Source organism: Ancylobacter tetraedralis (assembly GCF_014195655.1).
Lineage (GTDB): Bacteria > Pseudomonadota > Alphaproteobacteria > Rhizobiales > Xanthobacteraceae > Ancylobacter > Ancylobacter tetraedralis.
Window position 1 is genome coordinate 1 of the sequence record NZ_JACICD010000012.1, and the last position, 26,087, is coordinate 26,087.

18 protein-coding genes are annotated in these 26,087 nt (G+C 65.0%); 11 read left to right on the top strand and 7 right to left on the bottom strand.

What is annotated here, in order from left to right; genetic code table 11:
• The 4 genes from FHS55_RS20650 to FHS55_RS20665 all read right to left on the bottom strand — a co-directional run.
• Positions 1 to 230: hypothetical protein (locus FHS55_RS20650; RefSeq protein ID WP_183191684.1), on the bottom strand; the 230-nt coding region annotated here is incomplete at its 3' end.
• 598 nt (positions 231 to 828) lie between these two features.
• Positions 829 to 3,891: an efflux RND transporter permease subunit gene (locus FHS55_RS20655; RefSeq protein ID WP_183191685.1), complete on the bottom strand. Its 3,063-nt coding sequence runs from the start codon at positions 3,889 to 3,891 to the stop codon at positions 829 to 831.
• Positions 3,888 to 4,967 carry an efflux RND transporter periplasmic adaptor subunit gene (locus FHS55_RS20660; protein WP_183191686.1) on the bottom strand — a complete coding sequence of 360 codons (1,080 nt, stop codon included), beginning with the start codon at positions 4,965 to 4,967 and terminating at the stop codon, positions 3,888 to 3,890. Before FHS55_RS20660 ends, FHS55_RS20655 begins: the two co-directional genes overlap by 4 nt.
• The gene (locus FHS55_RS20665) at positions 4,967 to 6,274 is read right to left on the bottom strand and encodes a TolC family protein (RefSeq protein WP_183191687.1); all 1,308 of its coding nucleotides are present in this window, start codon (positions 6,272 to 6,274) and stop codon (positions 4,967 to 4,969) included. The genes FHS55_RS20660 and FHS55_RS20665 overlap by 1 nt, the downstream gene beginning before the upstream one ends.
• Before the next feature lie 147 nt (positions 6,275 to 6,421).
• Between FHS55_RS20665 and FHS55_RS20670 the strand changes: the two genes are divergently transcribed.
• The 3 genes from FHS55_RS20670 (at position 6,422) to FHS55_RS20680 (ending at position 10,490) form a co-directional block, all read left to right on the top strand.
• Positions 6,422 to 7,111: a response regulator transcription factor gene (locus FHS55_RS20670; RefSeq protein WP_183191688.1), complete on the top strand. Its 690-nt coding sequence runs from the start codon at positions 6,422 to 6,424 to the stop codon at positions 7,109 to 7,111.
• Complete coding sequence (locus tag FHS55_RS20675) at positions 7,111 to 8,439, top strand: HAMP domain-containing sensor histidine kinase (RefSeq protein WP_183191689.1); 1,329 nt, start codon at positions 7,111 to 7,113, stop codon at positions 8,437 to 8,439. The genes FHS55_RS20670 and FHS55_RS20675 overlap by 1 nt, the downstream gene beginning before the upstream one ends.
• 716 nt (positions 8,440 to 9,155) lie before the next feature.
• Entirely contained in the window at positions 9,156 to 10,490 is a 1,335-nt protein-coding gene (locus tag FHS55_RS20680; protein WP_246340345.1) for a TolC family outer membrane protein, read from the top strand.
• Between the two features lie 501 nt (positions 10,491 to 10,991).
• On the opposite strand, the gene FHS55_RS20685 is transcribed toward FHS55_RS20680, so the two are convergent.
• From FHS55_RS20685 to FHS55_RS20695, 3 genes are all read right to left on the bottom strand, one after another.
• Positions 10,992 to 11,798 carry an IclR family transcriptional regulator domain-containing protein gene (locus FHS55_RS20685; RefSeq protein WP_183191691.1) on the bottom strand — a complete coding sequence of 269 codons (807 nt, stop codon included), beginning with the start codon at positions 11,796 to 11,798 and terminating at the stop codon, positions 10,992 to 10,994.
• A 234-nt stretch (positions 11,799 to 12,032) separates the two neighbouring features.
• A complete protein-coding gene (locus FHS55_RS20690; RefSeq protein WP_183191692.1) occupies positions 12,033 to 13,469 on the bottom strand; it encodes a type I glutamate--ammonia ligase in 1,437 nt (478 codons plus the stop codon).
• 31 nt (positions 13,470 to 13,500) lie between these two features.
• Positions 13,501 to 14,862: an aromatic ring-hydroxylating dioxygenase subunit alpha gene (locus tag FHS55_RS20695; RefSeq protein ID WP_183191693.1), complete on the bottom strand. Its 1,362-nt coding sequence runs from the start codon at positions 14,860 to 14,862 to the stop codon at positions 13,501 to 13,503.
• 509 nt (positions 14,863 to 15,371) lie between these two features.
• On the opposite strand from FHS55_RS20695, the gene FHS55_RS20700 reads away from it, so the two are divergent.
• From FHS55_RS20700 to FHS55_RS20735, 8 genes are all read left to right on the top strand, one after another.
• Positions 15,372 to 16,775, top strand: a complete 1,404-nt coding sequence (locus FHS55_RS20700) for an aldehyde dehydrogenase family protein (protein WP_183191694.1) — start codon at positions 15,372 to 15,374, stop codon at positions 16,773 to 16,775.
• Between the two features lie 2 nt (positions 16,776 to 16,777).
• Positions 16,778 to 17,812: a D-cysteine desulfhydrase family protein gene (locus FHS55_RS20705; protein WP_183191695.1), complete on the top strand. Its 1,035-nt coding sequence runs from the start codon at positions 16,778 to 16,780 to the stop codon at positions 17,810 to 17,812.
• Complete coding sequence (locus FHS55_RS20710; protein WP_183191696.1) at positions 17,809 to 19,065, top strand: sarcosine oxidase subunit beta family protein; 1,257 nt, start codon at positions 17,809 to 17,811, stop codon at positions 19,063 to 19,065. Before FHS55_RS20705 ends, FHS55_RS20710 begins: the two co-directional genes overlap by 4 nt.
• Positions 19,066 to 19,068: 3 nt before the next feature.
• Positions 19,069 to 19,332: a sarcosine oxidase subunit delta gene (locus FHS55_RS20715; protein WP_183191697.1), complete on the top strand. Its 264-nt coding sequence runs from the start codon at positions 19,069 to 19,071 to the stop codon at positions 19,330 to 19,332.
• Positions 19,329 to 22,253, top strand: coding sequence for a sarcosine oxidase subunit alpha family protein (locus FHS55_RS20720; protein WP_183191698.1), 2,925 nt, complete (start codon positions 19,329 to 19,331; stop codon positions 22,251 to 22,253). The genes FHS55_RS20715 and FHS55_RS20720 overlap by 4 nt, the downstream gene beginning before the upstream one ends.
• Positions 22,246 to 22,785, top strand: coding sequence for an aminomethyltransferase family protein (locus tag FHS55_RS20725; protein ID WP_183191699.1), 540 nt, complete (start codon positions 22,246 to 22,248; stop codon positions 22,783 to 22,785). The genes FHS55_RS20720 and FHS55_RS20725 overlap by 8 nt, the downstream gene beginning before the upstream one ends.
• 42 nt (positions 22,786 to 22,827) lie before the next feature.
• Positions 22,828 to 24,189 (top strand): aminotransferase family protein, encoded by a 1,362-nt coding sequence (locus FHS55_RS20730; protein WP_183191700.1) that lies wholly within the window; start codon positions 22,828 to 22,830, stop codon positions 24,187 to 24,189.
• Positions 24,190 to 24,472: 283 nt separating this feature from the next.
• The gene (locus FHS55_RS20735; RefSeq protein ID WP_246340348.1) at positions 24,473 to 26,080 is read left to right on the top strand and encodes an ABC transporter substrate-binding protein; all 1,608 of its coding nucleotides are present in this window, start codon (positions 24,473 to 24,475) and stop codon (positions 26,078 to 26,080) included.
• Positions 26,081 to 26,087: the final 7 nt, after the last annotated feature.

Genomic DNA, 26,087 nt, shown 5'->3' on the forward strand with positions numbered 1-26,087 from the left:
ATCTTCGCCGGGGTCAGCGGTTCACCCGGCTTGCTCTGGAAATAGGAGCGGATGGTCTCCGCATCGACGCGACGGTTACCCTCGACCACGATCGACGGCGCCGGCTGGACAACGGTGCCGGCGGATGCGGGATGGACGGCAAAAGCCCCGAACGCCACCACCAACGGAATCAACGCGAGTCGTACATAGTAAATAATCGATGCGATCCTGAACTTATACGCAGACGACATCTTTATTCTCGACTCGCTATTAGGGATATATACTAAACAACTTTCGTATACGGCTTTGCACGGCCGCAATTTAGCGACGGATACTCACCTCCGATCCCAAAAAGATTGGAGTCAGGCGTTTCTCCTGCAGGGTTAGAGATAGCCCGACTCCAAGTTTGGTTGCGTTGTGATGAGGCTAACATCACAACTAATCCTCACTTTCTTGGCAGCGAAAGTCGAGTTAAGTTTCCTTTCTCAACATTTCAAATCATATACGAATAGTTATGTTGAATTTCTGAAAGAAAAAATCCTTACATGAGCCACGATTTTGCCAAAATAATTTCTTCATGAATTGGCTAATTTCTATTATGACATCGGAAATATAAATCTGAAACGGCAATATTTTCAGCTTTATAGCTTCAGGAATCACTATTTATCTTTGTTTCCGATACGCGACGTCATCGGATCACGAGCAGGCAATGCCGCCACCTATGGCTCCAGCGACGGCCCGGCTTTCCGTCTCGCCGGTGAAGCTCCTCCCGGAGGATGCGCTGCGCTCAGCCCCGTGCCGACGTCGGCGCCCTCCCCGCAGATCACCGGGGCCGGATCGGCCTCCCGTTCAGCCAAGCCGTTCCCGTTTCGCGCGAAATGGCCGCGTGAGCAGGTCCATGAGATCGTCGATGAACGTGAATATGACGGGAATGACGAGGAGGCTCAGGACCGTCGAGGTCAGCAGCCCGCCGATCACGACGATGGCCATGGGTTGCCGGAAGCTCGAATCGCCGCCGCTCAAGCTCAAGGCAACGGGCAGCATGCCGCACCCCATCGCGATCGTGGTCATCACGATGGGCCGCGCCCGCTTGTGACAGGCGTCCACGAGGGCTTCGAACCGTGGCATGCCGCCCCGCCTGGCCATGATGGCGTATTCGACCAAGAGAATGGAGTTCTTCGTCACCACTCCCATCAGCATGAGCAGTCCGATGACCGCCGGCATGGAGAAGCTCGTACCGGTAATCACCAGCGGCAGAAGTGCTCCGCCGAGCGACAGCGGCAGTGCCATGAGGATCGTCAGTGGCTGGAGGAAATCGTGGAAGAGAAGCACCAACACGGCATAGATACAGAAGACGCCGATCGCCATGGCGATGCCGAAGCTCTCGAACAATTCGGAACTGCGCTGCAACTCCCCCTGCTCCACGAGATGGACGCCTTGCGGCAGGTCCTTCAGCGCCGGCAATGCCTGGGCCTGCCCGTTGACATCGCCAAGTGTGCGACCGTTGAGTTCGACCGAAAGGGTGATGTTGCGCGATCGGTCGATGCGATTGATCTCCGATGGGCTGCCGCCGAGCCGAAAGTCCGCGATCGAGCCGAGTTCGACGCTGCCATTCGTTCCGGCCACACGCAGATTCGCGATATCGTCCAGCGCCGCACGGTTTTGCGGATGCAGTCTCACGCGGATCGGCACCTGCCGCTGCGGCAGATTGAGCTTCGCCATCGAGGATGAATAGTCGCCGTTCGTCGCCACGCGAACGGCTTCGGAAATGGTTTCCGATGTGACGCCAAGAGCCGCCGCGCGTGCGAAATCCGGCACGATCTGGATCTCGGGCGCCTGGAGCGATGCGCTGGACGTCACCGCTCCAATGCCCGGGAGAGTGCGCAACTGCTCTTCAAGAGCGCTGCCGACCTGATCGAGGGTGTCGGCATCGTCGCTGGCAAGCGTTATCTCCAGTGTGGTTCCATTGCCGCCTGTTCCGACTTCCACGCGGACACCCGGGAGAACGGCCAGGGCCTGTCGAACATCGTTTTCGATCTCGGACTGTTTCCGATCGCGGTCGCCGATCGGCTTCAGATCGACGACGAGCGTGGCGGATGTAACGTCGCTGGTCGTGGTGGAGCTCGGGCCGCCCCCCGACGAGGCACTTCCGACGGCAACATACACGCGGGTGATGTCCGGCAGCTTTGCAAGCACGGCGGCAGCCCGGCGCGCCATCGCATCCGTCTGCTCGATCGTGCTGCCGGGCGGCAACGTCAGGGTGACTTTCGTCTGCGCATCGTCGGAAGCCGGCAGAAAGCCAGACTTGAGAAAGGGAATCGTCGACAGGGACAGCCCGAGGAAGACGCAGACGCCGAGAACCGTCAGCTTTCGGCGATGCAGGCAGGCCTTCATGAGCGCCATGTAGGCGCGCATGATCCGGCCATCCTTCTCCTCGACCGGATGCGGTTTCATCATGAACGCCGCCATCATCGGCGTCAGGAGGCGGGCCACCAGCAGCGAGGCGAGAACCGCCACGGCCGCCGTCACACCGAACTGACGGAAAATAAGACCGGGAATGCCGCTCATGAAGGCGGTCGGCAGAAACACCGCGACAAGCGTGAAGGTCGTCGCAATCACCGCAAGGCCGATCTCGTCGGCGGCCTCGAGCGCCGCATCCACGGCTGACTTGCCCATTTGCAGGTGACGCGCGATGTTCTCGACTTCAACGATCGCATCGTCGACCAGGATGCCGACCACCAGGGACAGCGCGAGCAGCGTCACGGTGTTCAAGCTGAAATCGGCAAAATACATGGCGAGGAAGGTCGGGATCACCGACAGCGGCAGAGCCAGCGCGGACAGGAAGGTGGCCCGTACGTCGCGCAGGAAAAGCCAGACCACGACGACGGCAAGGAGCGCACCCTCATAGAGCATCTGCATCGACCCGTCGTAGTTCTCGATGATCGGCCCGACCGTGCTGTAGGCCTCATCGATTTCCACATCGGGGTTTGCGGCCGCGAATTTCTGTATCGCGGCTTTGATGTCGGCCGCGACGCCGGTGTCCGAAAAGCCATTCGACCGCTTGATTTCAACGCCGATGACCGGCTGTGCATCGAGATAGGCCAGAGAGGAGCGATCCGAAAAGCTGTCCGTGACCGTGCCGATCTCGTCGAGGCGGACGAGCGTGCCGCTGGGCAGCGGGATTGCCAGCGACTTCAGATCCTCCACCGATGCGACGGCGCCCAACGTCCGGATGGTCTGCCTGCCGCCTCCCACCTCGCCGCGCCCTCCCGAACTGTCGGCCTGAACCGATTTCAGGCGCGAGGAGACCGCCGCCGCCGTGACCCCCATCGAGCCCATGACGTCGGGATCGAGGTCGACATGCACTTCGCGATCGACGCCGCCGATGCGACTGACGCCGCCCACGCCGGAGACGGAGAGCAAGGCCTTGGTCATGTCGTTGTCGACAAACCAGGAAAGCTCCGTCTCGTTCAGCCGCGTCGAGCGGACGGCATAGGTGATGAGCGCGGATCCCTGCACCGTCACCTTCGTCACGCTGGGCGATTCCATCTGGGACGGCAGATCCTCGGTGCTGTCCACCGCATTGCGGACTTCGTTCAGCGCTTCCTCGCTGTTCTTCTCCAGCCGAAAGGAAACACTGATCGAGACCAGACCGTCCGTGATCGTCGTGGTGATATGGTCCAGAAGGTTCAGCGAGGCGAGATTGTCCTCGATCTTCCGGGCGACTTCGGTCTCCAGCTGCGAAGGGGCGGCCCCCTCCAGCGAGGCGGTGATCTTGACCGTCGGCAGGTCCATGTCGGGAAAATTCTGGACCGGGAGCCGATGGAAGGCGAGGAGGCCGCCCACCGTCAGAAGGGCGAACAGCAGGATGGCGGGGACCGGGTTGCGGATCGACAGGGCGGAGACGTTCATTGCACCTCTCCCTCGATCCTGACGAGGGCCTTGTCCGCGAGAAAGGCCCCGCCGGATTTCACCACCGAAGCGGCTTCATCCAGGCCGGACAGGATCTCCACCTCGCCCGCTTTGCGCCGGCCGATCTCGATACGGACGCGCGTGACCCGCCTGTCTTTGTCGACGGTAAAAAGGTAGTTGATGCCATCGCGAAAGACGAGGGCCGACTCCGGCACCGCGAGTGCCCGCGTGGTCTGGAGCTCGATATAGCCTGTCACGTACAGGCCCACGGGCGGATGAGCTTCCGCCGGGAGCGTGACATAGACGACGGCGCGTCCTGTGTCGGTGCTGACAGTCGGCCCGACCAACCGGACCTGGCCTTCGATACGCGTATCGCCAGCGCCGAGTATGACGGCCGTCAAGCCCTCCTTGATGCGCGGGAGATAGCGAGCCGAGACCTCAGCCTGCCACTCGATGCGCTGCTGGCGGATCAGGCGGAAAAGCTCGGTGCCCGAGGAGACCACCGCGCCGAGCTGCGCAGAGCGGGACGTGATCACCCCATCATCGGCCGCGACGATCGTCGTCTGATTGAGTTTGATCCTCTGGCTCTCGAGCGTCGCTTCGGCCGATTTCACGTCGGCCGTCGCCGTCTGCTCCGTGATGAGGTATTCAGTCGCCTTTTCATCCGACAGGGCCCCGCTGCCCTGCAGTTTTCGAACACGCTCGGCATTCGACTTGGCCTTGGCGAGATTGGCCTTTGCCGTCTCGAGCGCGGCTTCTTCCTTCAGCAGATCCGCCCGGACGGACTCTTGGGCCAGTTGGACCAGCACTTGCCCCTTTGAGACGACCGAGCCGACTTCGGCGAGAACATCGGTGATGCGCAGGCCGCTGATCTCCGAGGCAATGATCGCTTCGTGCCAGGGCCGTAGCCAGCCGCTCGCGGGCACGGTCTCAGGCCATTGATGTTCCACAGGCTTTACAACGGATACGGTCAGGGCCGGCGCCTCCGTCCGCTCCTGCGCGCCGGAAGGCCGGCAGACGGAGACAAGGCCCGCCACGACGAACACGGCAGCGAGCAAGTTCATGGTCCGCCGCATCAGAGACTATTTCCTTGTATCTGTGATCGGCCCACCGGCACGGGACTGGAGGGGGCATCCCAGCCACCACCCGGAGCCTGGTAGGGTGCGATCCAGTAACGGACCGCGTCCCGCCGGATTTCGATGAGCGGGATTTCCGAAGACGGCGCCGCGCGGCGCGCCTCTTCGCGATCGAGCAGGCTGACGCCGCCCGCGCGCCAGTTCTTGTCGACCGAGTTGAAATAGGTGCGGTAGTTGCGGGCGGCACTGCCGGCATCGCCGATCCGACGGCGGGTGCCGTCGGTGCGCAACAGCGCCGTCTGGACTTCGGCGACCGCGCTCAGGACCCCGGACTTGTAATTGGCGGCGGCCGTATCATGGTCGGCGATCGCCCGCATTACCGTGGCGCGACGCGATCCGCCGTCGAAAAGGGGGATCGTCAATGTGGGACCGAACGACCATGGCAAGGCGGCTCCGGTCAGAGTCGAACTGTTGATGGCCACCGAGCCTGCGAGGCTCAGGCTCGGGTAGAGATCGGCTTTCGCCGCGACGACCTCGGCGGCGGACGCAGCAATCTCGCGTTCGAGCGCACCAATGTCCGGGCGCTGCCGCAGCGCCTGCGCGGGCAGCGTCGACGAGGAGGATACCGCGCGGGCTCGTGCAAGGGCGAGGTCCGCCGAGGACGTCAGGCCGGACGCGGCCGCAATCTCGGTCGCCCGGATGGTTTCGCGCGGCGATGCCAGTTCGACGCTGTAGGCATTCTCAAGCTGGCGGCAGGCCCGATACTGCACATAATAATCCGCCACCTCGGCGGCCAGCGAGACTCGCGCGTCATACCAGTCGTCAATCCGCCCTTGAACCCGAAGCCCGGCCGCGTCGCTCGTCTGCCGGTTCTTGCCGAACAGGTCGATTTCCCACGAAGCATCAAGTCCCCCGCTTGACAGCATTGCGGCGCCAACCCTGTTGGCGGCATCGCCATTGGTGGCGGAGCGTGTGACGGCGGCCGAACCGTCGAGGACTGGAAACAGATTGGCCTTCGCGGAAGCCAGCGTCGCCCGGGCTCTCTCCATGTCCGCCGCGGCAGAGGCGACGGTGGGGGTGCCTTCCTGCGCAAGGCCGATGAGGGTAACGAGCAAGAGACCGCCGAATGTCCCCCACCACGCCACCCGTTCGGACGACTTGCCGTCGTGCGGCAGGGCGACAAGCCACCCGTCCGAGAGCTTGACGTCGGCCGGCCGAAGCGCCGGGAATGTCGCGCCGCCCGACAGGCACAGGCTGACGTCGATCAACGCCAGCGAGGCAAACGTCGTCTCGAAGACTGAACTCATGCACCGCCCGGATTATCGACAAGTCTCCCTGTCGGTAGCGGCTCGGGCGTTAAGTGCGGTCAAGCGTGCGTTAAGATAGGTAAAATCCCCTGTCACGCCATTATTTTTCTGTATGGCTTTGTCTCGGGCGAATGACGGGCTCTCGGGATGACAAAGGTTCTTCTGATTGACGACGACGTCGATCTCACCATGCTCCTGCAGGAGTATCTCACCGAGGACGGCTTCCAGGTCACGGCCACCGAAGACGGGCGCACCGCGATCGCCCAGGCCGCAGCCAATGCCGTCGACATCATCGTCCTCGACATCATGATGCCGCGCATGAATGGCATCGACGTACTGCAACGGATCCGTCGGTTGAGCCCGGTTCCCGTCCTGATGCTGACGGCCAAGGGCGACGATGTCGATCGAATTGCCGGGCTCAATCTCGGCGCCGACGATTATGTGTCGAAGCCATGCTCGCCCGGCGAGCTCGCCGCGCGTCTGAGAGCGATCCTGCGCCGCTCGGGCGCGTCAGGCGCCGGAACCGTGCAGGACGGGCTGCGCGCTGGCGAACTCGTCATGCACCCAGGGACTCGCGTTGCGGAGTGGCGCGGCCAGCCGCTTGAACTCACCGGCACCGAATTCAGCCTGCTCGAAGTTCTTGCCCGCCATGCCGGCCAGCTCGTGTCGAAACAGGACATCTCGAAGCATGTGTTCGGCCGGCCCCTGATGGCGTTCGATCGGCGGATTGACGTTCACGTGAGCAGCGTGCGCCAGAAGCTTGGCATGCGGGAGGACGGCCAGTCCTGGATCCAGTCGGTGCGCGGACATGGCTACCAGCTCCTGCAGGATCGCTGATGCGCGGCCTGTTCTGGAAGTTCTTCTCCATCATCTGGCTGACGATGGCGGCGTCGATCGCCGGGCTGTTCATTATCGGCAGGCTGATCGACGCGGTTCCCTTCTCGCAGGAACTGCTGCGTCAGCAGCAACTCGTCGCCTTGGACACAGCCGCCCGGCTGCTGGAGCAGGAAGGGACGGAGGCCGCGCAAGCCTACCTGCGTGCCGCGGCGGCCGTGGCGCAGCCGGTTCACCTGTCCATCACCAACCTTGGCGCGGCCACCGAATGCGTGAAGGGCGATGCGCAGCATGTGCGCAGCGTCCTTGTCGGCGAGAGCTGCATGCGCGTCACGCTCATCGCGCAGGAACCGGGCGTCATTGAAGAAACCTGGCCGAAACTGATGCCCTGGGCATCGGCGTTGATCGCAAGCGCCGTCGCCGCTTTTGCGCTGGCCCGTTATCTCATTCGCCCCGTCGGCCATATCCGCCGTGGGCTGAGCGCTCTCGCGCGGGGTCAGTTCGACGTGCGCATCGGCGACAAGATGCGTGGCCGAAAGGACGAAGTGGCGGCTCTCGCTCATGATTTCGACGTCAGCGCCGCCCGGCTGCAGGCCCTGCAGGAGGTTCAGCAGCGGCTGTTCCACGATATCTCCCACGAACTCCGCTCGCCCCTGTCGCGTCTTCAGGCCGCCATCGGGGTCCTCCGGCAGAATCCGGCGAGGCTCGACACCATGATGGACCGCATGGATCGGGAGATCGAGCGTATCGATGGCCTGGTCAGCGGGATTCTCACCCTCGCCCGATTGGCGGGCGGCTCCGATGGGGGTGAGGTGCAGACCCTGGACGTCATGGATCTTGTAAACGAGATCGTCGATGACGCCTCCTTCGAGGGGCAGGCGCGCGGCATGTCCATATCTCACGAGGGAGTCGGGACATTTGTTGCGGAGGTCGACGGGGAGCTGATCTATCGCGCCCTGGAAAACGTGATCCGCAACGCGTTGAAATATTCGCCGGATAACTCGCAGGTTTCCGTTCATTCCCGCATTTTCGGCGAGACCCTTCGCCTGACGATCGTGGATGAGGGATCGGGAGTGCCCGCGCCGGATCTGGAGCGGATATTCCAGCCCTTCTCGCGCGGAAGCGATGCGGTCGCGCGGGATGGCTATGGCTTGGGCCTGGCCATCACGAAACGAGCGGTCGAGGCGCATGGCGGCCGGGTCAGCGCGTCATTGGCGGCCTGCGGCGGGCTGGAAGTAATATTGGAAATTCCGCGAACGGCGGGAACCGGAGGCCCGGCTGTCTCGCCGCACCCTCGAATGGCCGATGCAGGTCATGGCGAGCGATCCTAGGTTCGCCAATTCAGGAGCGGCAGCCCGCTTTCCTCGTCCAGACCCATCCGCCGCATGACCTCGCCCCTCACCGCCTCCGCCGGGCCGCCAACCATACCGGGCGAGCCGCGAGCACCCGATCGAAGTCGTTCACCACCCAATGCACGCACCGTCAGCGTGAAATTCAGTATATTAGAAAAGCATACTAGACAAAAATCCATAGAATATAATTCGAAACAAATAATTACACGTCGAAATACCCATAAACACATTTCAATTTGATCAAATTTGAAAAGATTAATATTATATATCAGAGCATAAATATCTTTTTAATTTAACGGATTAGCCAAATGTAGAGAGATCAACGACCCTATTTCTGTCGCCTCGTCGCTCTCGGCATGAGGGGCGACGCCAAACAGCATGCGGGGTCCGTCAGTCATCGCGGACAGGCTTCCGCTCCGATGAATTGAACGCTGAGAATATCGCACAGGAAATATCGAATCTATATGAAAATATATATATGACTCATCCGAAAAGAAAAATATCTTCAATATACATGCCATACTAATTAAAATTACTCCGAACTATTGCGGTCTTAGTCATTCGCCTCGCGTTCAATCCCACTATTTCGATGGAAGGAAACGAGATGACGCGCCGACCGACCTACGGAGCATGCAATGAAAACCAGTCGAACCTCCACCCGCTATACATGGATTTTCTTCATAGCAACCTTTGCGTTGTCGGTCGCCGAGGCTCACGGCGAGACGCTGGAACAGGCCCTCGCATCGACCTATGCCGCCAATCCGACGCTGAATTCCCAGCGCGCGGTCACGCGCGCCACCGATGAATATGTCCCCATTGCCCTTGCCGGCTATCGCCCCCAGGTGACGGGTTCGGCCTCCATCGGCACGCAATGGGCGGAAGTGCGCTACAATGCCGGGAGCGGTTCGGCAAACTACCGTTACAAAGCCGATCCCTCCACCCTCGCGATTACTATCAGCCAGAGCGTTTACGATGGCCTGAAGACGGCCAGTTCGGTCAGGGGGGCCGAATTCCAGGTCCGGGGCCAGCGCGAACTTCTGCGCAACACCGAGCAACTCGTGCTCCTGGATGGCGTGACGGCCTATATGAACGTGCTGCAGAATGCGGCTCTGCTTGACCTGCAGAAGCAGAACGTGGCCGCTCTGCGCGAAGAACTCCGCGCGGCGCGCGATCGCTTCTCGGTCGGCGAGGTGACGCGCACCGACGTTGCACAGGCCGAGGCGAGTGTCGCCAGCGCCGAGAGCGAGCTGGCGTCGGAGACGGCGAACCTGAACACGGCGAACGCCACCTTTTTCCAGGTGATCGGACAGCAGCCCAAGAATCTGGCCCCGGGCAGGCCCGCCGATCACCTCCTGCCCGCGAGCATGGATGCCGCGGTGGACTCCGGCCTCGCCCACCATCCCGCCATCCTCGCCTCGCAATTCGCGGTCGATCAGCAGGTGTCGAATGTGAAGGTCGCCGAGGCCGCGCTGTCGCCGACCCTCTCCATGAAAGGGCAAAGCGGCGTGCAGTACAACTATTACGATGACGGCGTGCCGATCGAGCGCGGAACAAGCGCCTCGGCAACGCTCGACCTGACCATTCCCATCTACCAGGGCGGATCCGAGTACGCCAACATCCGCAAGAGCAAGGAGCTTCTGGGCCAGTCGCGAAACGAAGTCGAGGTGAAGCGGCAGCAGGTCCGCGCAAACGTCGTCCAGTATTGGGGCGCGCTTCGGGCGGCGCGCGACGCCATTACCTCGGCGCAGGTCTCGGTCGCCGCCAATGAAATCGCGCTTCGCGGCGTGCGCGAGGAGTGGCGCGTCGGCCAGCGCACCACCATTGACGTGCTGAACGCGCAGACCTCGCTCTTCAACGCGCGCTCCAGCCTGGTGACCGCCGAAAGGGATCGCGTTGTCGCCTCCTATTCCCTGCTGGCCGCCGTGGGGCAATTGAACGCTCGCGAGCTGGGCCTGAAGGTCGCGCTCTACAATCCCCAGGTTCACTACAATCAGGTGCGGGACGCCTGGATCGGTGTGCGAACACCCTGAGCGCGGCGTCCCCCTTTCGGATCACGCCCGCAATGTCGGCTCGGCGTTGTCCTTGGACTTATATTCTTGGCTTATCGGAATGGTTGTCTTCATACAGATACATGCCGGCAACTCGCCCGTGGGTGCGCGCAAGCGCGGAGGCGGGCGACCTTGCGCTGCATCTGAACCGGGCGACGGCGCGCGACGCTTGCATGGCGGTACCGCCCTCCCCCATTCAGAGGGCCGCTCCCAACGTCCCATTCTCCAGCGACGTGCCGGCCGCAGCCCGTGACGAGATTGCGGCTCGCGTGTCGAAAGGCGCAGTCTTTGGAAGTGCTGGCGGCACACTGCGCATGTTTTCACCGAACCGGCATCCGGCGGCATTCATCTGGAATGTGATCCGGCGCAACCATGGGCGGCGCGAAGAGATGCCACGGCATCCCACCCCCGGCACCGTTCTCTTTGGCGGCGGCACTTTCACGTAGCCCCAGAGTTCGCTCCACCCCGGCAGTGCGGTTCAGGTCAGGTGAGAATGTCGCCGCGACCGGCCTTGAGAGCCGATTCCAGTTCCGTCGCCACATGGCGCACGATCGGGAAGATGTCCGACAGCAGCTGGCGGGTCGATACCGCGCTCATGCTGGTGAGCGCCGTCACCGCTCCCGCCACCTTCTGCTGACTGTCGAAGAACGGCACCGCCAGCGAGCGCACGCCCACCTCGACCTCCTGCTCGACCAGCGCGTAGCCGCGGCTGCGCACCAGTTCGAGCTCGCGCCGGAGGAGCTGCGGATCCACCGTCGTCTTGTCGGTCAGCAGCACGGGATGGTCGTTCTCGATCAATCGATCGATCGCCTCCGCCGTATCGAAGGCGAGCATCGCCCGGCCGGTCGATGTGGAAATGAGCGGAAGGCGGCGTCCCACCGGCACCGTGACGGCCAGCGCGCGCTGGGCAATGGCGCGGGCCGTGTAGACCGATTCCGCGCCGTCCCGCACCGCCAGCGCCACCGTCTGCTCAGAGGCCGCGCTCGCTTCCTCCAGAAGCGGCATCGCGAACGCCGAGAACGGCAAGGCCGAGAGATAGGAATAGCCGAGGCTGAGGACCTTCGGCGTCAGCCGGAAGGAGCGCCCGGTCCGCGCGATGAAGCCCAGATGGGCAAGGGTCAGCAGGTAACGCCGGGCGCCGGCGCGGGACATGCCGGTACGGTCGGCAACCTGGGACAGGCTCATGTTCGCATTGGCGGCGTCGAAGCTCATGAGCACGCTGAGCCCATGCTCCAGCGACGCCACGAAGTCGCGGGGCCTGTCGTCAGCGGTCGCAGTGTCGTCAAGCATGCCTCGTGCCCCCCTCAGCGTTCCATCGTGAGCCTGCACCGGACGCCGGGTCGATTCCGGCCTTTCCAGCCATCCGTCAATGTCACGATCGAGGATCGCGGACAAACCTTTGTCTTTCGTGAGCATCCGATAGGCCCAGGCCCAGGCCCAGGCCCAGGCCCAGGCCCAGGCGAGGCATTGCGACGGGAGGCGACGCATGTCATCGGCGCAAGGCGCCGCTCGCCGCATATCTCGTCAGAATATCTCAAAATACTCCCGGTGTTCCCAATCCGACACCTCGGCATCGAAGCGGGCGATCTCCGCATTCTTGATGTGCACGTAGTAGTCGACGAAGGTGTCGCCCATGGCCTCACGGAAGAAGGCGTTCGCGTCGAGCGCGGCGACGGCCTGCGCCAGCGTCCGCGGGAGGGGTGGGCGCGAGGCTTCATAGGGCACGTCCGCCGACGGGCCGGGGTCGAGCCGGCGCGTCACGCCGTCCATGCCGGCCAGTATCTGCGATGCCATGTAGAGATAGGGATTGGCGGCCGGCTCGCCGACGCGGTTCTCCAGTCGCGTGCCGCGGTCCCCGGGCCCGCCCAGCACGCGGATCATCGCTCCGCGATTATCGCGCGCCCATACCGCGCGGTCCGGCGCCAACGAGAAGGAGCGGTAGCGCTTGTAGCCGTTGATCGTCGGCGTGCTGAACACCGCCGCGGCTTCCGCGTGATCCAGCAGGCCGGCGAGATAGCCTTGTCCCTCCGGCGAGAGCAACGTCCCGCCCTCACGCGGCATGAACGCGTTCTCTCCGGTGGCGCGGTCCACCAGCGACTGGTGTAGATGCCAGCCCGAGGACACTACGTTCGCGATCTTCGGACGGCACATGAAGGTGGCGTGATAGCCATGGCGGTGACAGATCTGCTTCACCGCGCTGCGGAACAGAACCATGAGATCGGCCGGCAGCAGGCCCACCGTCGGCTGGAAGGTGAATTCGCACTGGCTGGGACCGAACTCGATTTCCACCGACCGCAGCGGCAGATCCATCGCCTGTACATCGCGGCGGATGATGTCGAGCACCGGGGCGATCTGGTCGAAGCGCTGCTCCGTCAGGTACTGGTAGCCGTGCGAGAGCAGGCTGACCGATGGCGGCGTGCCCGGCTGTCCGGCGTCGGCCGGCCGCATGTGGATGTCGTCGATCTTGAAGACGTGGAATTCCACTTCCAGCCCCGCCACGAAGTCGTACCCGCGCGCGGCGAGATCCTGCAGGACCTTGCGATAGAGATGGCGGGTGGCGAAGGGCACCGGCTGGCCGTTCTGGAAATAGGCGTCGCACAGCAGCCAGCCGGTTTTCTCGGCCCAGGGGAGAACCTGGAAGCTGCCGGGATCGGGGATCATCAGCGCGTCCGCCGCGCCCTGCATCTCCGGCATGCCGAAGCCGCCATTCGCCGAGAAAACCGGGAACACCGAGCGGTGCGAGGTGTCCTTGGCGAACATCGATGTCGTCAGGGTGCACCCGTCGTCGAGCGCTTTCAGGGCCTCTGCGGCAACGAGCGTCTTGCCCCGCAGGATGCCGTGCTGGTCCGGAAAGGACAGACGGACCAGTTCAAGCTTCTGGCTCCGGACGATGTCGGCGACACGCCGGGCGGCGTCCCGACGCTCCACGCTTTGAAGCCCGTGGCGTTCAACAAAGGTCACGATATCGTTTCCCTGGCAGGCATGCCGGCCGTCACTGGGCCGCGGAGAGGTGGGGAACCCGGGCGGCGATTTCCGCCGGTACCGGCGCGGCCCATGGCGCGCCCCGGCGACGCTTCACGTCGACCTCCATCCAGTAGATTTCCCAGCCGGCGGTGGGGCCGATGCCGTCCATCGTCGCCGGGCCCTGAATGCTGCGCGCGTGCGCCCCGTCGAGGACCAGCAGCGGCAGGGCGGAACCCGACACCGCTTTCTCGATCTCCTGCCGCAGCAGGCGGCGATACTGGATGATGGCCTTGTCCGACTGGCCGAGATGCTCGCGCGTGCGGTCCTGGATGGCGCCCATCGATTCCACCGCCCACTGGTCGTGCACGTTGATGTCGAGGCCCATCCCCGTATAGGTCTCGTTCGCCTGCTCGTGCGGATCGAAGCCGTAGTCATTCGCCTTGTTGCGGCGCGAGACGTAGTCCGGCAGCGCGTAGAGTTCGAGGCGCTGGTCGCGCATCTTCTGCTTGTCGACCGGTGCCGAGAAGCTGGTGAAGATCGCGTACCAGTAGCAGTTTTCGTCGTCGATCGGCACGTGCCACTGGGTGATCGTCATTTCCGCGCTCATCGGAATGACGAAGCCGTGTGGAAACAGCTGGTTGGTCACCCGCACATGGGTGCGTTCCTCATCGATCTGGCGCAGCGCGATCAGACGCAGGCCATATTCGGTCTTCTCGACATTGATGATCGGCCGGTCGTATTCGCGCAGGATCCGGGTCATCGGCAGGTCGCTATCGGCGGAAGAGGCACGGAACTGCTTGCCATAGGACGCCGACGGATCCTCGTCGTGAAAGAAGCGATGCAGGAAGGAGGCGTGCGCCGGGTCAATGCCGACCTCCAGCGCCTGCAGCCAGTTGCAGTTCATCATGCCCTTGAAGGCGAAGGTATGGGTGCCGGGGGCGGTGAAGCAGTCTATCTCGGGAAAGGCCGGGGGCGTGCCTTCGCCGAGATAGGCCCAGAGCACCCCGCTCTTCTCGACAACGGGATAGGCGCGCTGCCGGATGCCGGCGCAGAGCCTGGAATTGGCGGGCTCGGCCGGTGTTTCCAGGCAGCTGCCCTCGACGTCGAACAGCCAGCCATGGAAGGCGCAGCGCAGGCCGCCATTCTCCAGCCGCCCGAAGGCGAGGTCGGCGCCGCGATGCGGGCAGTCGCGGTCGATCAGGCCGTAGCGCCCCGCCTCGTCGCGGAACAGCACGAAGTTCTCGCCGAGCAGCCTGACCGGGCGGATCGGCCGCTCGCCCTGCAGCTCCTCGATCAGCGCGGCAGGCTGCCAGTACATGCGCATCAGCTTGCCGGCGGGATCCTGGGGCCCTGTCCGGGTGATCAGGTCATTCTGCTCTCGGCTCATCATAGCGCTGGATTCCTCACATCCGTCCGCGATCCAGGATCGCGTCAATGAAACGTGCAAATGCCGAACGAATGTTCGAACATGCGCGAGGGGCGGCGGCCAGTGGCCGCTCCGGCTGCCCCTGTGGAGATCCGCTCACCCGCGGCGCGGGAGGCACCACAGGGCAGCGGAAAGCGCTCACAGGCGCGGTCCCAAGGGCCCTGAAGTTCGCATAATGAATAAAAGTTCGCAATAGATACATTGAGCTTCACTGCGACAGAGCAGGATTTTCGCGGCGCCGGCCCCGCCGGCCAACGCGTGAGAGGCAAGACGGTCGGCATGGCGCGCCTCTGAACGCTAGGCGGCGGCGCCGCGACCCGGCGGGTGGCGGATCGCGCACCGCCAGCGAGCCGCCGCTGGCTGGCGGCCGGAGAGAGCGCATCGCCGATAAAATTAGCTATTGCGAACATATGTTCATCATGACTATGTTTTCCTATGAACGGCCCCTATCTGTCACGGGATGAACGAGCGGAATGAGTGAGGCAATGCTGATCGCCGGGCGCCTGGCCGGTGCGAGCGATTCATTCGATGTCATCGATCCGGCCACCGGCGAGGCCTTCGCCTCGGCGCCCGATTGCAGCCCGGCCCAGCTGGACGAGGCGATCGACGCGGCGGCGCGCGCCTTCGTCCCGTGGTCGCGGGACATTTCCCGTCGCCGCCAGGTGCTGCTCGCCTGCGCGCAAAAGCTGCGGGCGCACGCGGAAGAGGTCGGTCGGCTCATCTGCCGCGAGCAGGGGCGCCCGCTGCCCAAGGCGATCGGCGAAGTGATGGGCGCGGCGCGCTGGTTCGAACACACCGCCGGCCTCGAGCTGCCCGTCGAAGTGATCCGCGACGACGACGCCCAGCACATCTCGGTCCATCGCCGCCCCCTCGGGGTGGTCGCCGGCATCGCGCCGTGGAACTATCCGGTCATCTCGGCGGTGTGGAAGATCGCGCCGGCCCTGCTGGCCGGCAATGCCATCGTCCTGAAGCCCTCGCCCTTCACCCCGCTCTCGACGCTGCGGCTGGGCGCCCTTCTTCAGGATGTGATCCCGGCCGGCGTGCTCGCCATCGTCTCCGGCGGCGATGCGCTCGGGCGCGCGCTGGCGGTGCATCCAGCCATCCGCAAGATTTCGCTCACCGGCTCGGTGGAGGCCGGCAAGAGCGTGGCCCGCGCCGCGGCCGACGATCTGAAGCGCGTGACGCTCGAACTCGGCGGCAACGATGCCGCCATCGTGCTGGAGGATGTCGACCCGGAAGCGATCGCCGACAAGCTGTTCTGGGGTGCGTTCCAGAACACCGGGCAGGTCTGTTGCGCCATCAAGCGGCTCTACGTGCATGAGAGCGTCTGTCAGCCGATCCAGCAGGCGCTGCTCGCCCGCATCGCGGCAACCCGCGTCGGCAATGGACTGGACGAGGGTGTCGATCTCGGGCCGCTGACCACCGCCCCGCAATTCGCCCGCGTGCAGGAACTGGCGCAGGAGGCGCGTGCCGCTGGCGGTGTGCTGCTCGGCGAAGCCGCCCTGCCCAACGCCAACGGCTACTTCCTGGCGCCCCAGCTCGTCACCGGTCTCGATGACGATGCGCGGCTGGTGGCGGAAGAGCAGTTTGGCCCGCTGCTTCCCATCCTGACGTTCCGCGACGAAGCCGAGGTGCTCGAGCGCGCCAATGCGACGCATTTCGGCCTGTCGGGGTCGGTGTGGAGCGGCAATGTCGCGCGTGCCACCGAACTGGCCGGTGAAATGGACTGCGGCACCGTGTGGGTCAACCAGCACCTCACCCTCCTGCCGATCGCACCGGTAGGCGGGCACAAATGGTCCGGTATCGGTGTCGAGAACGGAAGCTGGGGGCTCGTCAGCTATACCGATATCCAGACGATCTCGGTCGCGAAAGCCTGAAAATGTCCACTGCCGCCGACATCGTCTCTCGCCTCGAAACCCTGCCTCGCCTGCGCGCTATGCATGGGCCCACCCCGCTGGAAGAGGCGCATGCCCTCTCCCACCATCTGGGCGGTCCGCGCATTTTCATCAAGCGGGACGATCTCACCGCCGCCGGCCTTGGTGGCAACAAGGTCCGCAAGCTGGAATTCATCCTGGGACGGGCCGTCGCCGAGGGCTACGATACCGTCATCGTGTGCGGCGGCTACCAGTCGAATCTCGCCCGGATCGCCGCCGCCATGGGCGCGCGGGCGGGCCTGCGCATCGAGCTGGTGCTGGGCGGCGTGCCGGGAGAGCCGCATCCGATCTGCGGCAACCTGTTGCTCGATTACCTGCTCGGCGCGCAGGTCCATCTGGTCGAGACCGAACCGCGCTGGGATTTCGGAACGGTGATCGAGGATCTTGCCGCGCGGCTCGCGCGCGAGGGGCGCCGGGCGATGATCATGCCGCTGGGCGGCTCCAACCCGCAGGGCATGGCCGGCTACATCATGGCGACCGCCGAGATGATGACGCAGTTCGCCGAGAACGACATCGCGCCGGAGCACCTCTTCGTCGCCGTCGGCTCGGGCGGCACCTATTCCGGCCTCGCGCTCGGCGAGTGCAACCTGAACCCCGGGTACCACGTCACCGGTGTCAGCGTCAGCCGCAGGACCGACTATCTCCTCGACAAGGTGACGGCGGAGACGGTGGAGGCGCGCGAGGTGCTGGGTCTGCCGCATGTGCCGGCGGCGCAGGCGTTGACCTTGATCGACGACCAGATCGGCGCCCATTACGGCGCGCCGACGGAAGCCGCGCGCGAGGCGATCCACCTTCTCGCGCGACTGGAGGGCGTGTTCGTTGACCCGGTCTATTCGGCCAAGTGCCTGGCCGGGTTGATCGACCAGATCCGCAGCGGTCGCATCGGCAGGCAGGAGACGGTGGTTTTCCTTCACACCGGAGGCTCGCCCGCCCTCTTCGCCTACGACCCCGCCGTCCTGCTGCCGGACATCGCGGCATGACCGGCTATTCCGCCCTCTCGCTGGCCCGTCAGGCGCTCACGGGCCACCGTTCCTGGCCGGCCGCCTGGCGCGCGCCGGAGCCACGCGCGCGCTATCAGGTGGTCATCATCGGTGGTGGCGGACATGGGCTTGCAACGGCCTATTATCTCGCCAAGACCTACGGCATCACCGATGTCGCGGTGCTGGAAAAGGGGTGGATCGGCGGCGGAAACACGGGGCGCAACACCGCCATCGTGCGCTCCAACTACCTTCTCACGGCCAATTCGCACTTCTACGAGCACTCCCTGAAGCTGTGGGAGGGGCTCAGCGCCGATCTGAACTTCAACGTGATGTTCAGCCAGCGCGGCATGGTGAACATCGCGCACAGCAACGCGGAATTGTCGGCACTGCACCGGCGCGGCAATGCGATGCGGCTGAATGGCGTCGATGCCGAGCTGCTGTCGCGCGAGGATCTCGGGCGGCTGATGCCGGGGCTCGACCTGTCGCCGCAGGCGCGCTTTCCCATCCTTGGCGGGCTGATCCAGAAGCGCGGCGGCACGGCCCGCCACGACGCGGTGGCCTGGGGCTATGCCCGTGCCGCGGATACGCGCGGCGTCGACATCATCCAGAACTGCGAGGTGACGGCGCTGCGCCGTGAGGGTGACCGTGTCACCGGCGTGGAGACGACGCGCGGGCTGATTTCCGCCGACAAGGTGGCGATCTGCGTCGCCGGCGATTCCGGCCGGCTCGCCGCCATGGCGGGTTTGAGGCTGCCGATGGAAAGCCATGTCCTGCAGGCACTGGTGTCCGAGCCGGTGAAGCCGATGCTGGACGTGGTGGCCGTCTCCGGGGCCTTGCACGTTTATATCAACCAGTCCGACAAGGGCGAACTGGTGATGGGAGGCGACATTGACGGCAGCAACTCCTATGCCCAGCGCGGCGACCCGCATACGCTCGACCATGTCGTCGAATCCGCGGTGGCGCTGTTTCCCTCCATCCGCCGCCTGCGGATGATGCGCAGCTGGGGCGGCACGGTCGACATGTCCATGGATGGCAGTCCGATCATCACCCGCCTTCCGCTGGCCGGTCTCTATCTCAACGGTGGCTGGTGCTATGGCGGCTTCAAGGGCACGCCGGCCGCCGGCACGGCGCTGGCGCATCTGGTGGCCACTGACCAGCCTCACCCGGTTGCCACCCGCTTCACGCTGGAACGCTTCGACGCGGGCGACCTGCTCGACGAACGCGGCTCCGGCTCCAGCCCCTGGATGCATTGATCCATGCGCATTCCCTGCCCCTGTTGCGGCCCGCGCGCGATGGCCGAATTCAGTTATGGAGGCGCCGACCTCTCGCGGCCAGTCGCCTCGCTTCCTCTCGATGCACCTTCCGCACCGGACGCGGAATGGAACGATTATGTCTATCGCCGCGACAATCCGGCAGGCGCGCACCGCGAATTGTGGTTCCACGCGGCGGGTTGCCGGCGCTGGTTCGCCGCCCGCCGGGACACCCGCACCAACGATTTCCTGAGCGAGGCCGGGGCATGAGTGGCTGGCGCGCAGCGACGGGCGGGCGGATCGACCGCGCCCGGCCGATCGAATTCAGCTTCAACGGGCGCCGTTTTGTCGGCTATGAGGGCGACACGCTGGCCTCCGCCCTCATAGCCAACGGCGTCGATATTCTGGCCCGCAGCTTCAAGTACCACCGCCCGCGCGGCCTTGTCGCCTATGGCGCGGATGAGCCGAACGCACTCGTCGAGGTGGGGGAAGGCGCCCGGCGCGAGCCGAACGTGAAGGCGACGCAGGTTCGGCTGGTGCCGGGGCTGGTGGCGCGAAGCCAGAACTGCTGGCCGTCGGTCGGCTTCGACCTGATGGCGGTCAACGACCTCATCGCACCACTGATCCCATCCGGCTTCTACTACAAGACCTTCAAATGGCCGGTCTCCGCCTGGCCGCTCTACGAAAAGCTGATCCGGGGCGCCGCGGGCATGGGCCGGGCACCGGCGGAGCCGGATCCCGACGCCTACGAGACCGTGCACCGTCACACCCACCTCCTGGTGATCGGCGCCGGCGTCACGGGTCTCGCGGCGGCGGCGGCGGCGCTGGACCATGTCGAGAACATTCTCATCGTCGACGAGCAGGAGGCGTTCGGTGGCCTCGGCACCGTGGAGACCGCCCTTGTCGAGGGTCAGCCCTATGGCGACTGGGTGGCCAGTGTCGTGACGAGGCTGCGGGCCAGCGGCAAGGTCACGCTTCTTGCGCGCAGCACTGCCTATGGCCATTACGACGGCAATCGGGTCTGTCTCATCGAGGAGGTCTCGGGCCCGGTACGGCTCCGCCGCTGGATCGTCGATGCCGACCGTATCATCCTCGCCACGGGCGCGTTCGAGCGACCCTTGCTGTTCGGCGCCAATGACCGGCCGGGGGTCATGCTGGCCAGCGCCGCGCAGGCCTATCTCCATCGGCACGCTGCCGTGCCGGGGCGCCGTTGCGTGCTCTACGTCAACAATAACAGCGGCTACGAGGCCGCATTCGATCTGCACAGCGCCGGGGTCGCCATCGAGGCGATCGTCGATGCGCGCGCGGCGGTCGACGATGAGCGGACTGCCCGGTGCCGGGCGGCGGGAATCCGGCATCTGCCGGGTCACATGATCGCGCGCAGCACGGGACGCCGTCGCGTGACCGGCTGCGTCGTGCATCCGGTCGGCCAACCTGCGGCTGCGAAGTCGTTGCCCTGCGATCTCATCCTCACCGCGGGCGGCTGGAGCCCGGCGGCACATCTGTTCACCCATGCCGGCGGCCGGTTGCGCCATGAGGAGCGCATCGGCGCCCTCGTGCCGGATGCGCAATCCTGGGATGGGCGCGTTTCCACCGGCATGGCGGCGGCGGGCGCGTGCGCCGGCCTGTTCGAGATGGCCGATTGTCTCGCCTCCGCGCGTGCCGTCGCGGCGGGCAACACATACACTCTGCCGTCAGGCGCCGCGCCGGCGCCGCTCGCTCCCGTGAACACGGCCCCGAAGCAGTTCGTCGATCTTCAGAATGATGTGACGGCGGCCGATCTCGGCCTCGCGGTGCGGGAAGGCTATCGCTCCATCGAGCATGTCAAGCGCTACACGACACTGGGCATGGGGACCGACCAGGGCAAGCTGGTCGGGCTGAACGGCGTTGACATCATCGCCGCCGCCCAAGGCAAGCCTGCGGCGGCGATCGGCAACAGCCGGCCGCGCCCGCCCTTCTCGCCCGTCACCTTCGGAGCCATGGCCGGGCCCTTCGTCGGCACCCTCTTCAGCCCGGCGCGCACGACGCCGATGCACGGATGGCACGAAGAGCAGGGCGCTGTCCTCGCCAATGTCGGCAGCTGGCGCCGACCCCAGCTCTACCGGCGCCCCGGCGAAAGCGAGGTGGAGGCGGTCATCCGCGAGGCGGGCAATGTCCGCCGCCATGTCGGCATCACCGATGTCTCGACGCTTGGAAAGATCGATCTGCAGGGGCCGGACGTGTCGCGGCTGCTCGATCACGTCTACATCAATGGCTGGTCGACCCTCCAGCCCGGTCGCTGTCGCTACGGCGTGATGCTGCGCGAGGACGGCGCGGTGATGGATGACGGCACCACCACCCGGCTGAGCGCCGACCGCTGGTTCATGACCACCACTACCGGCAATGCCGAGCGGATCCTGGCACATCTCGAGCGCGCCCGGCAGGTCGACCTGCCCGATCTCGATGTCACCATCACGCCGGTGACGGAACAATGGGGGGCCATGGCGATCGCCGGTCCGCGCGCGCGCGAACTACTGGCGGCTCTCGATCCCGACTTCGCGGTGGACAACGCCGCCCTGCCCTTCATGAGCGTGGCGGAAGGCCGGCTCGCCGGGATCGAGGCCCGTGTCCTGAGGGTCAGCTTCTCCGGCGAACGGGCCTACGAGATCTACACCGCTTCCGGCGACGCGCACGCCATGTGGACGACGATCGCCGCCGCCGGCGACGCCTTCGGACTGATGCCCTATGGCACGGAGGCCATGATGACGCTGCGCATCGAGAAAGGGCTGTTCGTGCCGGGCTTCGAGGCCGACGGCCGCACGCTTCCCGACGATCTCGGCCTCGGGCGGATGATCAGCCGCAAGAAGGAGTTCATCGGCCGGCGTTCGCTCGGGCGCCCGGCCTTCACGGCGAGCGACCGCAAGCAGCTCGTCGGCCTCATGGCGGTCGATCGCGCCCAGGCCATTCCGCGCGGCGCGCAGATCGTGCGCGATGCCGCCGTGCCCGTCCCCGTGCCGCTGGACGGGCATGTGGCCTCGGTCACCTTCAGCCCCGCGCTCGATCGCTGGATCGCGCTGGCGCTGGTCGCGGGCGGGCGGGCGGCCATGGGCGAGACGCGCATCGCGGCCTCGCCGCTGACCAACGAGATGGTGCCGGTGACGATCTGCAATCCCGTATTCATCGATCCGGACGGGGAGAGGCTCCGTGGCTGATGGCTGTCATATCGCCCGCCAACCGCCGGCGGCGCTCATTGAGGTAGTGGCGCGCGAGGACGCGTGGAGCGCCGGCCTGTCCGACATGCTGCGCGGCCTCGCCGACGGCGCCGACATCCTCGTGCTGTCGCCTGAACGCCGGCTGGTCCGGGCCGCCGACATGTCGCGCTGGCGGGAGCCTAGCGCCCTCGCCGCCCTCGCCATGGCCGGGGGGCGGTTGGTCGACGTCAGCCACGCCTGGCAGCCCATTTCCCTTGGGGGAGCGGGCGCGCGGGCCGTGCTGGAGCGAGGCGTCGAGCTTGACCTCGACCCACGCCGGTTCCCCACCGGCCGGGTCGCGGCGACGCTGTGCGCCCGCGTTCCCGTCCTGCTGCTCGCCCTCGAGGGGGGCGGCTACATGCTGTTCGTGGCCACCAGCTATACGGATTGGCTGATGGCCTGGCTGGAGACCACCCGGCATAACGCGGGGCTGTCATCCGGCGCGGGAACGACGGCGGCCGGGATCGGCGCCGTTCCCGAGACCTCGCGATAACGACTGATCTTCTGAACAAACGGGTCATAAGGGAGCGCATCCATGACCGTAGCCGCCGAAGCCCTCAAACATGTCTGGTTCCATGCCACGAGCCCGCAATCCCTTCGCGCGGAAGGGGGCCTGACGGTCTTCAGCAAGGGCGAAGGCTGCTATCTCATCGACGAAGACGGGCGGCGCTACCTGGACGGTCTTTCCGGCGGGGCGTTTGTCACCAATGTCGGTCACGGGCGCGGGGAGATCGCCGATGCCATGGCCGAGCAGGCTCGCGAACTCGCCTATGTCTCGCCCTATAATTTCGTGGCGCCGGCGACGGTGAAGCTGGCCGGCGTGGTCGCGGATCTGGCGCCCGGGGACCTGGACCGGGTGTTCTTCACCTCCGGCGGATCCGAAGCGGTCGAGACGGCGGTGAAGATCGCCAAGCAGTATCACTGGCTCGGCGGCGACCAGAAGCGCACCAAGATCATCAGCCGGCGCGGCTCTTACCATGGCTCAACCCAGTATGCGATGAGCATCAGCGGCGCGAGCCACGACTTCAACAACAAGATCTTCGGCCCGCTGGTGCCGGGCTGCGTGCATGTCCCGCACAATAATTGTTATCGCTGCGAGTATGGCCTGTCGCGCCCGGGCTGCAACACGCTCTGCGCCAGCATGATCGAAAAGGCCATCCTGCACGAGGGGCCGGAAACCGTCGCCGCCATCATCGCCGAACCCGTTCCCGCCGCCGCCAGCATCTATCCGGCGCCGGACGACTACCTGCCGATGCTGCGTGCGATCGCCGACAAATACGGCGTGCTGCTGATCATCGACGAGGTCATCAACGGCTTCGGCCGCACCGGCAGCATGTTCGCCTGCGAGCAGTGGGGCGTGGTGCCGGACATCATGACCGTGGCGAAGGGGTTGACCAGCGGCTATGTGCCGATGGGCGCCGCCATTGCCAGCACGCGCGTCTCCGCCCGTTTCGAGCAGGCGAGCGGGCGCGAGGCCGGGCTGAACCATGTCCTGAGCTTCGGCGGCCATGCGGTGGCGGCGGCCGCCGCACTGAAGAACATCGAGATCGTGCAGCGCGAGAAGCTGGTCGAGAATTCGCGCGACATGGGCCGGTACCTGCTGGACGGGCTGGAATCGCTGCGCAAGCTGCCGCTGGTCGGCGATGTGCGCGGACGCGGCCTGCTGGCCTGCGTGGAACTGGTGCGCGACAAGCAGACGCGCGAGCCTTTCCGTCCGCAAGACCAGATGGCGGTTCGCATGACGAACTACATGCGCGACGAAGGTGTTCTGGTGCGCACCTATCAGGTCGTCGAGTTCGGCCCTCCGCTCACCGCCGGTCGGGCGGAAGTGAACATGATCGTCGAGGGGTTGGAGCGGGCGATCCTGCGTTTTGCTGCAGATGTCGGCCTCGCCTGACGGATCGATCTGGCGGCGGCGGGCTCTCTAAGCGTCTGCCTTTTCTCGCAGAATATCCAGCGCTTCGACAGGGCTGGCCCACCGGAGACGCGCCAGTGAGTGCGCGTGGGAAGGCAGGCCAGAACCCGATTGGCGCATGGTTTTCCGGGTGCCCTCAGGGGGGCGCCATGCCCATCGTATAAGCAAACAAAAGTTCGTATTTCATAAATTATGATCATTCCGGACCTTCACGCCGGCATTCCGACGTGGTTGAATCCCTTCAAACAGAGACGGGAACACTAACATGTTGACGCGCCGTACCTTGCTGACTCTCACCGCTGCCAGTCCAATTCTCGCCTCGGAAGTCTTCAGGACCAGCGCGGTCATGGCCGGCACGCCCAAGGGCGTCGTCGTCATGGCCAAGCAGATCGACGATCTGGTCAGCGGCTTCGACCCGGCCGAAGCCTACGAGATCACCAATCTCGAAGTGGTGCCCAACCTTTATCGCGGCCTGGTCTCGCCGGACCTTGCGGACAACACCAAGGTCGTCGGCGATCTCGCGGAATCCTGGACCGTCAGCGAGGACGGCACCACCTTCGTCTTCAAGCTGAAGACGGATGCCAGGTTTGCGTCCGGCAAGGCCGTGACCGCGGAAGACGCCGCCTTCTCCTTCCAGCGCGCCATCAAGCTCGACAAGCAGCCGGCGTTCATTCTCGCGCAGTTCGGCTATACCAAGGGCAATGTCGACGACCTCATCAAGGCGACGGACGACACGACGCTGGTGATGAAGCTGCCGACCGCCGTCGCGCCGAGCTTCCTGCTGTTCTGCCTCACCGCGCCGATCGGCGGCGTGGTGGAGAAGGCGACGGCGCTCGCCCACGAGGTCGATGGCGACATGGGCAATGGCTGGCTCAAGGTGCACTCCGCCGGCGCGGGCGGCTACCAGATGGTGGAATGGGTGGCGAGCGACCATGTCACGCTCGACGCCAATCCGCATTCCGGCAAGCCGGACCAGCCGCGCCGGATCTTCATCCGCCATGTGCCCGATCCGTCGGCCCAGCTGCTGATGCTGCAGAAGGGCGATGCCGACATCGCCCGCAACCTGACGCCGGACCTGCTGAAGAAGGCGCGCGCGGACAAGGACCTCACGGTCGTCTCCTCCGGGCAGGCGGTTTCCGTCTATGTGACGATGAACCAGTCCATGCCGGAACTGCAGAAGACCCAGGTTCATCAGGCGATCAAATGGGCGATCGACTATGACGGCATCGCCATGAACATCACGCCGAACATGTATTCGGTCGCGCAGGGGTTCCTGCCACCGGGTCTGCCGGGGGGAATGACCGACCGCCTGTTCAAGAAAGATGTCGCGAAGGCCAAGCAACTGCTGGCGGAAGCCGGCTTCGCCAACGGCTTCGAAGTCACCATGGACGTGCCCTCCTCCGCGCCCTATGCCGATATCGGACAGGCGGTGCAGGCCGACCTCGCCGATATCGGGATCAAGGTGACGTTGGTGTCCGGCGAGATGCGCCAGGTCATGACGAAGTCCCGCAAGCGCGGCCACCAGCTGGCGCTGCTGCCCTGGGGCACCGACTATTTCGACCCCTATTCCAATAGCCAGGCATTCTGCGAAAATCCGGACGACAGCGACGACGGCAAGCTCAGGCTCATGGCGTGGCGCAGCCACTATGTCGACAAGGAGCTGAACGACATGTCGCTCGCGGCCAGCAAGGAACGCGACAATACCAAGCGCATGGCGATGTATCGCGAGATGCAGCTGAAATTCGCCGAGCGCGCGCCCTTCGCCATGCTGCTGCAGAAGATCGCGTCGGCGGTGATGGGCAAGGGCGTTTCCGGTTTCGTGATCGGCCCGCAGACCGGCTTCACCCAGTACGCCGATATCCGCAAAGCGTGAGGCGGAG

Excerpts from the sequence above, each read along its gene's own strand:
- FHS55_RS20700 (WP_183191694.1), top strand. The coding sequence starts at position 15,372 with ATGAGTGAGGCAATGCTGATCGCCGGGCGCCTGGCCGGTGCGAGCGAT.
- FHS55_RS20715 (WP_183191697.1), top strand. The coding sequence starts at position 19,069 with ATGCGCATTCCCTGCCCCTGTTGCGGCCCGCGCGCGATGGCCGAATTC.
- FHS55_RS20695 (WP_183191693.1), bottom strand. The coding sequence starts at position 14,862 with ATGATGAGCCGAGAGCAGAATGACCTGATCACCCGGACAGGGCCCCAG.
- FHS55_RS20710 (WP_183191696.1), top strand. The coding sequence starts at position 17,809 with ATGACCGGCTATTCCGCCCTCTCGCTGGCCCGTCAGGCGCTCACGGGC.
- FHS55_RS20665 (WP_183191687.1), bottom strand. The coding sequence starts at position 6,274 with ATGAGTTCAGTCTTCGAGACGACGTTTGCCTCGCTGGCGTTGATCGAC.
- FHS55_RS20735 (WP_246340348.1), top strand. The coding sequence starts at position 24,473 with ATGTTGACGCGCCGTACCTTGCTGACTCTCACCGCTGCCAGTCCAATT.
- FHS55_RS20675 (WP_183191689.1), top strand. The coding sequence starts at position 7,111 with ATGCGCGGCCTGTTCTGGAAGTTCTTCTCCATCATCTGGCTGACGATG.
- FHS55_RS20705 (WP_183191695.1), top strand. The coding sequence starts at position 16,778 with ATGTCCACTGCCGCCGACATCGTCTCTCGCCTCGAAACCCTGCCTCGC.
- FHS55_RS20660 (WP_183191686.1), bottom strand. The coding sequence starts at position 4,967 with ATGCGGCGGACCATGAACTTGCTCGCTGCCGTGTTCGTCGTGGCGGGC.
- FHS55_RS20655 (WP_183191685.1), bottom strand. The coding sequence starts at position 3,891 with ATGAACGTCTCCGCCCTGTCGATCCGCAACCCGGTCCCCGCCATCCTG.
- FHS55_RS20720 (WP_183191698.1), top strand. The coding sequence starts at position 19,329 with ATGAGTGGCTGGCGCGCAGCGACGGGCGGGCGGATCGACCGCGCCCGG.
- FHS55_RS20670 (WP_183191688.1), top strand. The coding sequence starts at position 6,422 with ATGACAAAGGTTCTTCTGATTGACGACGACGTCGATCTCACCATGCTC.
- FHS55_RS20685 (WP_183191691.1), bottom strand. The coding sequence starts at position 11,798 with ATGCTTGACGACACTGCGACCGCTGACGACAGGCCCCGCGACTTCGTG.
- FHS55_RS20730 (WP_183191700.1), top strand. The coding sequence starts at position 22,828 with ATGACCGTAGCCGCCGAAGCCCTCAAACATGTCTGGTTCCATGCCACG.